Raw genomic sequence first — 11,688 nt, forward strand, 5'->3', positions numbered from 1 at the left:
CAGACCAGCGGACACAACCTGCCCTCACCCGGCCACCCGCCCCCAAACCGATCAAAAGACCACTCTCAAACCACCTCGGTGGATCAAGGCTAAGGTGGTCCGCATGGACCGCACGCAGGATGGAAAGCCCCGTAGAACCGCGGCTCGTGGCAGCTACGCCGTGGGTGACGAGCGCCGTGCCCGGATTCTGGACGCCGCTGTCGAGCACTTCGCGCAGTGGGGGTTCCATGCCTCGTCGCTCGCGCGGATCGCGAAGGACGTGGGGATCACGCAGGGTGGGCTGCTGCACCACTTCCGCAGCAAGGAGGATCTGCTGATCTCGGTGCTGCAGCGGACCGACGAGCAGGGCGGGGAGCGGCTCTTCGCGCGTGAGCCGCAGTCCGCCGTCGAGACCTTTCAGACGCTGCTCGGCCTCGCGGCGTACAACGCCGAACGGCCGGGCCGCACCAAGATGTTCAACTCGCTGGTCGGGGAGGCGGGCGAGCGGGGCCACCCCGCGCACGACTTCTTCGTCGGCCGCTACCGCATGGTCATCGAGGAGATCGGCAGGGAGCTCCGGGACGCCGTCGAGCGTGGTGAGGTCAAGCCCGACACCGACCCGGAGGCGCTGGCCGCGGAGATCGCGGCGGTGATGGACGGGCTGCAGCTGCAGTGGGCGCTCGCCCCGGAGACGTACGACATGGTGGGGCGGCTGCGGGCCTACTTCGACCGGTTGCTGCGGTCGGTGACGGTGGACGGGGCGGGGCTGCCGGAACGGTCCGGTGGCGAGGAGGACCGGTCGGAGAGCTGACCGGCCCGCCTCGCCGTCCGGGTCAGCCCAGCCAGATCTCGCGGACCGGGCCCAGGGGGTCGGACTCGGTGTGCGGTTCGGCGTCCCAGATCATCGTGGAGCGCTGTGAGGTGGTGTAGCGCGGCCAGCCGGCACCCGGGTCGAGATCGGTCACGAAGGCGACCCAGGCGGAGTGCATGGCGTCGGTCAGGCGCTGCGGCGGGTTCTCGCCCAGAGCGGCGGTGACACCTTCGGCGTCGGCGGCCAGGCCGAACGCGAAGGGCAGGTCGAGGCAGTGGCTCGCCAGGCCCGCGTAGATCGCGGCGGTCGACGTGTACTCGAACTGGTACAGCCAGGTGGGGAGTTGGCGGGCTGCGCGGGCCTCGGTGATGGCGAGGGAGGGGGCGCGGAAGGTGGTGTCGGTGGCAGCCTGGCCGAGGAGGGCGCCCGGGGTGTCCTTGTTGAGGTCGAGGAAGCGCTGGGTGCGGTCCGGGTCCAGGCCCATGGCGGCCAGTGCGGCGCGCAGCATCTCCTCGCCGCCGTCCGGGGCGGGCATGAGGTTGAACTCGTGGGAGGTGAAGCCGAGCATCAGCGAGATGCCGGTGCCTGCGTCGCCGGTGGTGAGAGCGTCCATCACCGGGGCGGGAGTCAGCTCGCCGTCGGCGAAGGGGGCGAGGACGACCAGCGGCAGCGACTCGCGCTCGGGGCCGGGCGCGTTCAACGCGTCCATGAGGGCGAGGAGTTCGTCGTCGGACTTGTCGCGGAGCGCGGCGGCGGTCGCCGGGACTCCGGTCCGCTCGGTGAACAGGCGGGAGATGGTCAGCGCCATGTCACGCCCCTGCGGCTGCATCACCGCTCCGGACACCGAGATCGCGCCCCGGAACAGGCCCTGCGCGGCAGGCGTCGCGAGCAGTGTCTGGACCGCGCCGCCGCCCGCCGACTGACCCGCGACGGTCACCTTGGACGGGTCGCCGCCGAAGGCCGCGATGTTGTCACGCACCCACTGAAGGGCCGCGATCCAGTCGAGCACGCCACGGTTGTCGGGCGCGTCCGCCAGGTGCAGGAAGCCCTCGATGCCCAGCCGGTAACCGAACGAGACCACGATCACGCTGTCCCGGTTGAAGGCCGCCCCGTCGTACCAGGGGCTGGCCGCCGAACCGGCCACGTAACCGCCGCCGTGGATCCACACCAGGACCGGGAGACCGCTCCCGGCAGGGGAGGCGACGTCCGGGGTGAACACATTCAGGTTGAGGATCGACTCGCCCGGAACGGTCGGCTCGGGAATGGTCGTGACCTCGCCGAACGGACGGCGCTGAGCGGTCGGCCCGTACGCCGTCGCGTCCATCACCTCGGTCCACGGCTCAGGCGGAGCCGGAGCCGCGAACCGCAACTCACCGACCGGCGGTGCGGCGTACGGGATGCCGAGGAACCGCACCCCACTCTCGCGGCGCTCGCCGCGCACGGGGCCGCTGCTGGTCAGGACGGTGGGGCCGGTGGTCATCAGGGGTGACTCCTGCTCTGTGGGGCGGAGGGTGGGGGTCCGGGTGTCCGAAGCGTCTCAGAGGTCCAGTCCGGCCCCGAAGGGGAAGACCGGATCGGCCGTGTCGTGGGGCACGTCGGACCGGGACGCCTCGACAGCGGCCATCGAGCGCGGCAGCTCGTACGGCAGCCGGCCCTCCGCCCTGGCCCGCCCGAACGCCACGTCGAGCAGCGCCTCGTCGCTCGCGCCGAAGTCGACGATCAGCGCCGCCGCCCGCTCGGCGATCTCCGGGATGACGGCGGGCCGCTCCAGGTTCAGACAGACGACGGTCGGTACGGCGTCGAGGAGGTCCAGGACCGGCTTCAGCTCCTCCTCGGTGAAGGCCAGGCGCCCGGAGTGGAAGAGCTGTTCGAACTTGCTCTCCCGGAACTCGTACGGGGTGAACAGGCGCAGCACCGCGAGGTCCGCGTCCGCGGGGTCGTCCACCATCTCGCCGAACCGGGCCGCGACCCGCGCGTCGAGCCCTTCGACGTACAGCTTCGGACGCTTGTCGACAACCGGCAGTGTCCGCTCGTGGTTGACCAGGACGGTGAGTGAGCGGCGCTGGGCCGACTGTCCGGCCGCGCGGAACTCGCTGTTGCCGACGATCTCCTCGGCCGCGTCGGGGTCGACGTACGGGCTGTCGAAGAGGCCGAGGACGAACTTCTCGCGCAGCAGAAGTCGTACGGAGCGGTCGATGCGGTCCTCGGAGAGGCGGCCGGAGCGGACCAGGTCGACGATCACCTCGGGGCAGGACTCGCCGCCGAACTGGTCGGCGCCCGCGTCGATCGCCTTCGCGGCGCGTTCGGCGACGGTCAGGTGCTCGACGCCCCAGGCGCGGGCCTGGTGCATCTCGCCGAAGATCGGCTCGTCGTTGAGCAGGCCCCAGTCGGTGCAGACGATGCCGCCGAAGCCGAGCTGTTCGCGCAACAGCCCTGTGATCACGCCCTTGTTGAAGCCGAAGCCGACCTCTTCCCAGTCGGTGCCGATCGGCTGGCCGTAGTACGGCATCATCTGCGAGGCGCCGGCCGCGATGGCCGCCTTGAACGGGGCCAGGTGGTGCTCGCGCATTCCGCCCGGGTAGATCTGCTCCTTGCCGTGCGGGAAGTGCGGGTCCTCGCCGTCCTTCTGTGGGCCGCCGCCGGGGAAGTGCTTGACCATGGTGGCCACGCTGTCCGGGCCGAGATGCTCGCCCTGGAAGCCGAGGACGTACGCCTGGACCAGCTCGGCGGTGAGTGCGGCGTCCGCGCCGAAGGTGCCCATCTGGCGGGACCAGCGGGGCTCGGTGGCCAGGTCGATCTGCGGGTGCAGGGCGACGCGGAGGCCGACCGCGAGGTATTCGCGGCGGGCGACGTCGGCGAAGCGGCGGACCAGTTCCGGGTCGCGGGTGGCGGCCAGGCCGGTCGGCTCGGGCCACACCGAGAAGGCGCCGGCCTCGATGGAGGCGCCGATGTTCGCGGTGAAGGAGTGGCGGGGGTCGGTGGAGACGGTGACCGGGATGCCGAGACGGGTGCTCGCGGCCATCTCCTGGAGGGTGTTGTGCCATTCGGCCATCTGGCGTGGGCCCGCGGTGCCGAAGAGGTTGAAGTGGCTCATGAGCTTGGAGCGCACCATGCCGGTGGTGTCCGTGGGGGCCATGGAATCCTCGCCGGCCTCGACCGGGCGGCCGTCGGGGTGCATGGTCAGCATGGTCTGGAAGAGCAGACCGGCCTTCTCCTCCAGGGTCATCCGGGAGACGAGGTCGGCGACGCGCGCGGAGGTGGGGAGGGACGGGTCCTGGTAGGGGTGGCCGTCGTTACGGGGGGTGGGGGTGGTGCTCATGTGGTTCTCCAAAAAGGGGGACCGGTCCGGCTGGGACGGTCAGCGCACGCTGCGGATCGGGATGACGGACAGGGCGCCGAGGGCGGTGACCACGGCGGCGACCACGAACAGGGCGTCGTAGCCGCCGAACGCGCCGACCACCAGCGAGGCGATGAACGGGGCGATGATCTGTGGGCCGGCGTTGGCGATGTTCAGCACGCCCATGTCGCGGGCGGCGTCCTCCGCGCTCGGCAGTACCAGGGTGACCAGGGCGGTGTCCACCGCCATGAAACAACCGAAGCCGAGCCCGTTGATGACGGAGAAGACCAGCATGCCGGTCCAGTCCGGGCTGACCAGCGGCACCACCATGCCGGCCGCGGTGAGTGCGCAGGAGGCCGCGATGAACGGCTTGCGGCGGCCGATCCGGTCGGAGAGGACACCGCCGGCGACCGTCGCGACCAGCATCGCGATCGAGTTGACGGGCGTCATGATCGCGATCGCGTCGGTCGGGCTCAGGCCCTTCGGCAGCTCGATGTGGTCCTGGAGGATGTACAGCTGGTACACCACGATCACGAAGTAGCCGAGCGTCAGCAGGAAGCGGCCGACGAACGCCCACCGGAAGTCCGCCACCCGCAGCGCCGCCGCGAACGCGGCCAGCTGCCTGCCCAGCGGCACGGTGTCCTGCTCGGGCAGCTTCCGTTCCCGCGCCAGCGAGGTGAACAGCACCGCCGCGCCCGCGACGACCGCGCCGAGCACCAGATACCCGGTGGGCACGTCGTGCGGCACGAACATGGTGGCCAGCGCGACACCGACCATCGAGCCGACCGGGATGCCGATGCCCACCGTCGCCGAGGCGAGCCCGCGGCGCTCGACCGGCACCCGGTCGGGCACGACCGCGGTGATGGCCGCCTGGTAGACGTTCATCGTCGCCTGCACCAGACACCAGCCGATGGTGACCAGGAGGATCGACTTCATCGCACCGAACAGCGCGAGCGCGCCCAGGGCCGCGATGCCGCCGCCGAGGATCCAGGGATTTCGCCGCCGGGATCGGTCCGAGAGGACACCGGCGAGTGGGTTGAAGAGCGTCGCGAAGATCGCGGAGACGCCGGAGACCAGACCGAAGTTGGCGACCTTGTCCGCCGGGTCGATGGCCTCCACCTGGAGCGGCAGCAGAACCTGCCCGACCCCCATGTAGACCATGTACATCGCGATGTTGCCGACGGCGAGCAGCGAGAGCAGCCCGCCCAGGTTGGCGCGGCGTCCGGCCGGCGGCGTGTCCTGCGCTGCGTCCTGCGCTGTGTCCGTGACGACGTTCCGCGGGGAGGCAGACGTGTGCCGGGTCTCGGATGTGCTCATGACCAACTTCCTTGGTGGCCGTGCCCCTGCGGGGCGAGAGGGGGCGGGGTGCGCCTGAGCCGCGGGCCGGGCGAGGCCTTCGACCTGCGGGCCAAGCACAGGAAAGCACGAAAACCGAGTGGGCGCTAGGTTTGCTCGATGTGGCGAGGGTTACGCCCGTGGTGTGCGCCATGTCGGGTGTTCGGGGTGATCCAGGTCGGTACCCGGCGGGCTGGGCCTTCGCCTTCGGGTCGCCGCCCTCGCGTTCGACCTGGGCGAGCCTTCATGGCGCCGTTCCGTCGTCTGACCGTCTGGTTCAGAGCTGACCCGCCAGTGGGGGCGTGCCGCGCGCAGCCGCACTCCGAGGAGGCCGTGCCCCGGGTGTGAGTGCGGCCACGCACATCGTGGGCGAACTCATAGGAGACGATGACGCCGCGCTGCAGCATCAGCTCCTCCCCTCACGGAATGACAACGGGAAGTGGAAGTACAGCCACACGCAGTGGGAGATCACCTCGACCGGGTACCGGTGCCCCTTGTACGACGGCGGCGTACTGCCCACGGACAACCCCCTCCACCATGATCAACCCGAAGATCATCGCCACCCGTCAGCCAACGTGACAGTGCCGTTCCGTGCACTCGTTGTTGTCAGCGGGCGCCAGTTGGCAAATGGTCGCCGACATCGGTCGGGTTTGAACACAGCTGGTGATGTGTCGTGTTGGGCGGGAGAGTTGGTGGGTGCTGTCCTGGGTCCGGGGTCTGACTCATGAGAGGTTTGACTGGGGTGTCTTTCTCACACAGCGTCGGCTGTGGGCCGGGGGTGGTGCGTTGTCGGTGCCGGGCTGGCGGGGTGTGTCTCGATAGGGGCTTGCCGATCAATCAGGCGTCATCACAATTCTGACCGCCCGACGCGGCCCGGTGTCGGCAACGCGATGAGCCATCGGACCGGAAGGCGAACGGGTATGCCCAGACAGAACACGTCCAGTACGTCCCCTGCCCCGCGTGCCCGTCGACGCCGGCCAACGGGGGAGGTGGTTCTCGGGGTGGATACGCACCGGGACGCTCATGTGGCTGCAGTCCGGGCAGCGCCGCGACCGGTGGATGAGATAGCGGGGATGACCGGTGATGTAGGAGCGCTGACCGCCGTTGGGGTTGCGGAGCCGCCACCCGTCCTGATCGGTCGGGGTGTGCCATGACGGGGTGACGACCGTCATGGCATCCCCCCACAGCGTCCGGCCGGCCACGCCCTTGAGAACTGCGATCTGGTCACCAGGACGGAAGTGCTGGTGGGTGATGTCACGTTCGGGGGTGAGGATGTCGGCGGGAACGTACGGGGGACGGGGGGCGGCTTCGGGCACAGATGAGTCCTTCCGCGAACGGCACGAGGTGGCGGTGGGGAGGATTCAATGGTCTTCACGATCCCCGGTTTCTCTAACCGGGGATCGTCGGCTATAAATACGCCCTGCTACCGGTACGGGTTTTCGGAACCACGGTCGCCATCGGTCGCGGCATCCAGGAGTTCGGGCAGGTCAGCGCCCTCGGCGTCACGCTGGTCGATCCACCACCCGGCGCGTGTGACGGCCCGGACCTTCTCCTCCATCACCATCCAGTCGGCGTCGTCCCAGCTCCCCTCGATGACGAGAGCGGTGTGGGCGGCGGTCACCAGGTGGTGGCGTGAACGCTCGCCCCAGACAAGGGCCTTGGCCGGACCTTCGAGCGGCGGCATATCGAACTGCTCCGCCCACGCCTTCGCCGCCTGCTTCTCGGCGCGCTTCGTGGCGAGCCATTCCTCCCTGCTGGTGCTGTCGCCGTCACGGGCGGCCTTCCAGCAGTCGCTGCTTCTCTGCACTTCATACGGTCGAGTGACGGACCGGTGAGAGTGTCACTTCTCCAACAGCCCGAAGGCCCAGATGCCGCCGATGCCATGACCGCCGCTACACAGACCGCGCGTCACGTCGATCCGCCATCTGAGGTACCACGCTTCCGGTCAAGCGGCTCCCGGACTGCCCGCCCGCGCGCCCTGCACTCCGGGATGACCAGTCCCTAAACGTCGATATCTGGATCATTTAAATGATTCGCTGATAGGTGGGACGGTTTGGCTATATCTACCGCTCGCCAAGTATTTGAATGCAACGTCCGAGGCGCAAAGGAGCGAGTTCGGTATGCCTGATTGGAAGTTGATCTCCGGTAGTCTCACGGCGATTTCGGCGGGGTCCAGGACCAATGTGTGGGGCGTCGACGTGGCCGGTGCCATCTACCGGTACACCAACAACGACGCCACCCCGTTTCGCAACGTCCCCGGCGTTCTGAGCGACATCGGCGCGGCCGCCGACGGGACCGTGTGGGGCGTCAACGCCGGCCACGAGATCTTCCGGTACACCGGAGACCAGGGCGACCCCAACCACTGGAAGAAGATCACCGGGAGCCTGGTCCGGATCTCTGCCGGGTCCAGGACCAATGTGTGGGGCGTCGACGTGGCCGGTGGCATCTACCGGTACACCAACAACGACGCCAGCCCGTGGGACAAGGTCCCGGGCGTCCTGAGCGACATCGGCGCGGGTGCCGACGGGACCGTGTGGGGCGTCAACGCCGGCCACGAGATCTTCCGGTACACCGGAGACCAGCCAGGCTGAGCCGCGCTGGCAACGGCACGCGAGAGGTCCCCAGTCCGTCCCGACTGGGGACCTCTTGTGGCTTGTCACGCAGCCTTCGCTCTTCGCCCAATAGGTCAAAGGTCGCGACTTACGACGGCGGGTGCGCCATACCGGTCGGTCTGGCGCCACCGGCCCGCTCATCTCGCCCTGGCCCCGGAAGAGACGTGGAACTCCAGCTGGACTCGGTCGCGGTCCATCGCGGCGAATAGTTCGCCACATTGGTGGTCAGCGATAGCCCGCGGAGCCTGAACGGGCACCCACTGTCGCTCGAGTCTGGAGATCATCACGATTGCCTGCCGCGGATAGCCGGGTTTCACTGATCCTCCGTTTTCATGCGGGGCGTGGGGACACCGAGGTCGATGAGCGGGCGTTGTGCCCGGCGGTGGGTGTCGTCCCTTTTGGCGCGGAGGAGTTGGAGGGTGAGGTCGAGACCTTCGATCTCACCGGCCCAGCCCTCGGTTTGGGCGCGGCCCCGGCGGGTGATGAGGTCGGTTTCGAGGTCATCGAGCCGACTGATCATCTTCGGGCTGACCTGGAGCATGGGGCAGCGGATGCAGGCTTAACCGAACTGATCTTGATGTGCGTCAGGGCTCTGTCTGGGGCGTTGTCACGTTGTTGGGTGTGCGGGTGTCTGACGGTGTGTCGAGGTGTGGTGGGGCCGGGTGCCGGCCCTGGGCTCAGGCGGCGGCAGGCCGGCCGGTGACGCCGGTGATCTGCTCCCAGATGGTGAAGCGGACGGTCATTTCGGCGCGGTGTTGGGTGCCGGTCATCAGGTGGCGGCGGGGCCGGAAGTGGGGTGAGATGCCGCTGAACGCGGACAGGAAACGCTGCGCGGCGCCCACGCTGCGGAAGCCTTTCATCGCCCGTTCGCGTTGCCGGGTGGGCTGATGACTGTTCTCGGCCCGGTTGTTCAGGCCCTTGTGGGAACGGTGCTCGACGGAGGGCATGACCTCGCGGTGGGCCGCGCCGTAGGAGCGGAGCTTGTCCGTGACGATCACCCGCGGCACCCCGCCCGTCTTGGTCAGCAGCGTGCGGAAGAAGCGCCTGGCCGCAGCCGTGTCCCGGCGGCTCTGCACCAGGATGTCCAGCACGTTGCCGTCCTGGTCGACAGCCCGCCACAGGTACTTCTGCTCACCGTTGATCTTGATGAAGACCTCGTCCAGATGCCACTTGTCGCCGGGCTGGGGCCGCCGGCTGCGCAGTCCGTTGGCGTACTGCTGACCGAACTTCAGGCACCAGCGGCGGACCGTCTCGTACGAGACGATCACGCCGCGTTCCAGCATCAGCTCCTCGACCTCACGGAAACTGAGCGGGAACCGGAAGTACAGCCACACGCAGTGCGAGATCACCTCGACCGGATACCGGTGCCCCTTGTACGACGGCGACATGCCCTCCACGGACGACCCCCTCCACCGTGATCAGCCCGAGGATCCTCCCACCCTGTCAGCCAACGTGACAGCGCCCTCGCGGAGAGTCGCAGGGCAAAGCTCATAACCGCCGCACGTGAGGGCGAGCCGTTCGACCCGAAGACGGGCCTGCCGGCATCCGAGCTGCGCGAGTTGCGGCAGCGGACCTGGTACACCGTGGCCCGGGAGTACATGGACACGCGCTGGGAGCGCACGCCCGGAAATACCCGACGCACGATCGCCGAGGCTCTGGCCACGATCACCGTTGCTTTCGTGGACAAGGGAGTTGTCTATCACGACCCCCGTGTGCTGCGCAGGGCGGTGTATTCGTGGGCACTCAACAAGAACGCCTGGGTACACGAGCCTCGCGAAGAGTGGGGGGCCGCGCTGGCTTGGCTTGAGCGCAAGTCACTGCCCCTCAGTGAACTTGAGGACCCTGATGTGCTGCGTCGAGGGCTCGACGCACTGTGCCGGAAGCTGGACGGGACTGTCGCCGCAGCCAAGACGACGAAGCGGAAGAAGGCCGCCATCAACGAGGTCTTCGCTGCGGCTGTGGAGAAGGGGTACTTCACCCACAACCCGCTCGTCAGCCTGCGGTGGACGGCTCCCGAGGTGGACGACGCAGTCGATCCCGACTGCGTACCGAACCCCGACCAGGTCGCACGGCTGCTGGAAGTCATACGCCAACTGCCGGGACGAGGAGCTCACCTGTACGCCTTCTTCGCCTGCATGTACTACGCCGCGATGCGTCCGGCGGAGGTGATCCATCTCAAGAAGTCCCAGTGTCGCCTTCCCGTAACCGGTTGGGGGCTACTCAACCTCAACGGTGGGGTTGTCACAGCGGGAAGGGACTGGACGGACGACGGCGCTGTCCATGAGATCCACTCATTGAAGCGTCGTGCGGCAAGGGCCACCCGCCCTGTCCCTATCCCGCCCATCCTTGTCAGGATGCTCCGCGATCACATTGCCTGCTTCGGTGTGGCGCCCGACGGTCGGATTTTTCAGAACGCGGCAGGCAACTACATCGACACTTCCGCCTACAACATCACGTGGAACCGTGCCAGAGAGGCCGTCCTCACGGTGGACGAACACGCGTTGAACCTCGCGAAGCGGCCCTATGACCTACGCCACGCTGGCATCTCGTTCTGGCTGGCCTCCGGTGTAGACCCTGCCGAGTGCGCGCGAAGGGCAGGGCAGAGCATCCAGGTGCTCTTCCGCTATTACGCGAAGTTCTTGGCTGGAACACGTGACCGTGCCAACCAGATGATCGAGCTTTCGATGAACCACTGGGAGGCGACGCGGATGCCGAGTTAGGTGCAGGCTGGTCCGGATATATTCCGGACCAGCTGGTCAGGGCGTGGGCGACAGTGGGGCGAACTGGGAGCAAGCGAGCATTTCGCCTTACTGCTTGATTGCGGGCAATGAAGGGCGCCTGGCTGGGAGTTTCCCCAGCTCAGGCGCCCTTTTCCATGCCGTTAGAAGAAGCCCAGCTTCTTCGGCGAGTAGCTCACCAGTAGATTCTTCGTCTGCTGGTGGTACACGTCATGCATGTCGCTGACCAGCGGAAACGCTGAATCTTTCGTTCCTCGTGGGCGAGGTGGTCCGGGAATGGCCCGGATCTTGGTGCCATTCGGCGGTGGTTCGCTTCGTATGCGAGGCAGAAAAGGACAGGGCGAGCAGTGAGAGCCCCGGTTGCTGCAATGCGTCCGCGGCCCTTGAGCTGGGACTCGCCTGTGGCGCGCCCAAGCGATGGTGTAAACGCTTAAAGCCTCACGGACCGTCAGGGCCCTGCCGGCGCCGAGGGCATCGCCCCCGCTGGTACGCCGGGTCACCATCGTCTGGAGGGCGAGCAGCGGCTCAAGGGGAACCCGACGGGTGGTCGGACGAGCCCGCGACGAAGACGCGGGCGTCCAGAAAGGAGCGGTGGTCACTGACCCGTGCGGCGCGCGCGTCACTGTGGTAGCGGTGCAGTTTGGAGCCCCCCCCGTGGACGAATGCGGCGAACGGCACGGGGTGACCTCGGCGGCGCGGATCCGCTGGACCAGCTTCTCGTCGACGGGGGAGCAGTGCTCGATGCGGTGGTTGATCCGCGCTCGGGGTGGGCGGCGCGGGTCGCCTCGATGGCGTCGAGGACCCGGGTGTCGGCCTCGCCGTCCAGGGTGGTGATGCGGCGGGCCCGGACGATGCGAACAGGCGTGGGAGGGGCGA

At 68.2% G+C, this 11,688-nt stretch carries 10 protein-coding genes and 2 pseudogenes; 4 read left to right on the forward strand and 8 right to left on the reverse strand.

Annotated features, from left to right (window positions below):
- The first annotated feature begins 103 nt into the window (after positions 1-103).
- The gene (locus ACZ7IB_RS47695) at positions 104-790 is read left to right on the forward strand and encodes a TetR/AcrR family transcriptional regulator (RefSeq protein ID WP_470921515.1); all 687 of its coding nucleotides are present in this window, start codon (positions 104-106) and stop codon (positions 788-790) included.
- A gap of 22 nt (positions 791-812) precedes the next feature.
- On the opposite strand, the gene ACZ7IB_RS47700 is transcribed toward ACZ7IB_RS47695, so the two are convergent.
- From ACZ7IB_RS47700 to ACZ7IB_RS47725, 6 genes and pseudogenes are all read right to left on the reverse strand, one after another.
- A complete protein-coding gene (locus tag ACZ7IB_RS47700; RefSeq protein ID WP_470921517.1) occupies positions 813-2,270 on the reverse strand; it encodes a carboxylesterase/lipase family protein in 1,458 nt (485 codons plus the stop codon).
- 57 nt (positions 2,271-2,327) lie between these two features.
- Positions 2,328-4,109, reverse strand: a complete 1,782-nt coding sequence (locus ACZ7IB_RS47705) for a glycoside hydrolase family 3 protein (RefSeq protein WP_470921519.1) — start codon at positions 4,107-4,109, stop codon at positions 2,328-2,330.
- Between the two features lie 39 nt (positions 4,110-4,148).
- Positions 4,149-5,444, reverse strand: coding sequence for an MFS transporter (locus ACZ7IB_RS47710; RefSeq protein ID WP_470921520.1), 1,296 nt, complete (start codon positions 5,442-5,444; stop codon positions 4,149-4,151).
- 392 nt (positions 5,445-5,836) lie between these two features.
- Positions 5,837-5,982: pseudogene (locus tag ACZ7IB_RS47715) on the reverse strand (IS6 family transposase); the annotation flags it as partial.
- 511 nt (positions 5,983-6,493) lie between these two features.
- Positions 6,494-6,778, reverse strand: a pseudogene (locus tag ACZ7IB_RS47720) (hypothetical protein); the annotation flags it as partial.
- Between the two features lie 107 nt (positions 6,779-6,885).
- The gene (locus tag ACZ7IB_RS47725; RefSeq protein WP_470921521.1) at positions 6,886-7,269 is read right to left on the reverse strand and encodes a hypothetical protein; all 384 of its coding nucleotides are present in this window, start codon (positions 7,267-7,269) and stop codon (positions 6,886-6,888) included.
- Positions 7,270-7,582: 313 nt separating this feature from the next.
- On the opposite strand from ACZ7IB_RS47725, the gene ACZ7IB_RS47730 reads away from it, so the two are divergent.
- A complete protein-coding gene (locus ACZ7IB_RS47730) occupies positions 7,583-8,053 on the forward strand; it encodes a tectonin domain-containing protein (protein ID WP_470921522.1) in 471 nt (156 codons plus the stop codon).
- A 334-nt stretch (positions 8,054-8,387) separates the two neighbouring features.
- Here the strand turns inward: ACZ7IB_RS47730 and ACZ7IB_RS47735 are convergent, their stop codons facing one another.
- A complete protein-coding gene (locus tag ACZ7IB_RS47735; protein WP_470921524.1) occupies positions 8,388-8,615 on the reverse strand; it encodes a recombinase in 228 nt (75 codons plus the stop codon).
- 136 nt (positions 8,616-8,751) lie between these two features.
- Positions 8,752-9,462: an IS6 family transposase gene (locus tag ACZ7IB_RS47740; RefSeq protein ID WP_470921530.1), complete on the reverse strand. Its 711-nt coding sequence runs from the start codon at positions 9,460-9,462 to the stop codon at positions 8,752-8,754.
- Between the two features lie 210 nt (positions 9,463-9,672).
- On the opposite strand from ACZ7IB_RS47740, the gene ACZ7IB_RS47745 reads away from it, so the two are divergent.
- Both ACZ7IB_RS47745 and ACZ7IB_RS47750 read left to right on the forward strand, forming a co-directional pair.
- Positions 9,673-10,794 carry a tyrosine-type recombinase/integrase gene (locus ACZ7IB_RS47745; protein ID WP_470921526.1) on the forward strand — a complete coding sequence of 374 codons (1,122 nt, stop codon included), beginning with the start codon at positions 9,673-9,675 and terminating at the stop codon, positions 10,792-10,794.
- Between the two features lie 680 nt (positions 10,795-11,474).
- On the forward strand, positions 11,475-11,688 hold a 214-nt coding region (locus ACZ7IB_RS47750; protein WP_470921528.1), incomplete at its 3' end, for a hypothetical protein.

The organism is Streptomyces sp. NPDC037301 (assembly GCF_055602785.1).

Coding starts and splice junctions, on each gene's coding strand:
- ACZ7IB_RS47710 (WP_470921520.1), bottom strand. CDS start 5,444: ATGAGCACATCCGAGACCCGGCACACGTCTGCCTCCCCGCGGAACGTC.
- ACZ7IB_RS47705 (WP_470921519.1), bottom strand. CDS start 4,109: ATGAGCACCACCCCCACCCCCCGTAACGACGGCCACCCCTACCAGGAC.
- ACZ7IB_RS47740 (WP_470921530.1), bottom strand. CDS start 9,462: ATGTCGCCGTCGTACAAGGGGCACCGGTATCCGGTCGAGGTGATCTCG.
- ACZ7IB_RS47745 (WP_470921526.1), top strand. CDS start 9,673: ATGGACACGCGCTGGGAGCGCACGCCCGGAAATACCCGACGCACGATC.
- ACZ7IB_RS47730 (WP_470921522.1), top strand. CDS start 7,583: ATGCCTGATTGGAAGTTGATCTCCGGTAGTCTCACGGCGATTTCGGCG.
- ACZ7IB_RS47695 (WP_470921515.1), top strand. CDS start 104: ATGGACCGCACGCAGGATGGAAAGCCCCGTAGAACCGCGGCTCGTGGC.
- ACZ7IB_RS47700 (WP_470921517.1), bottom strand. CDS start 2,270: ATGACCACCGGCCCCACCGTCCTGACCAGCAGCGGCCCCGTGCGCGGC.
- ACZ7IB_RS47735 (WP_470921524.1), bottom strand. CDS start 8,615: ATGCTCCAGGTCAGCCCGAAGATGATCAGTCGGCTCGATGACCTCGAA.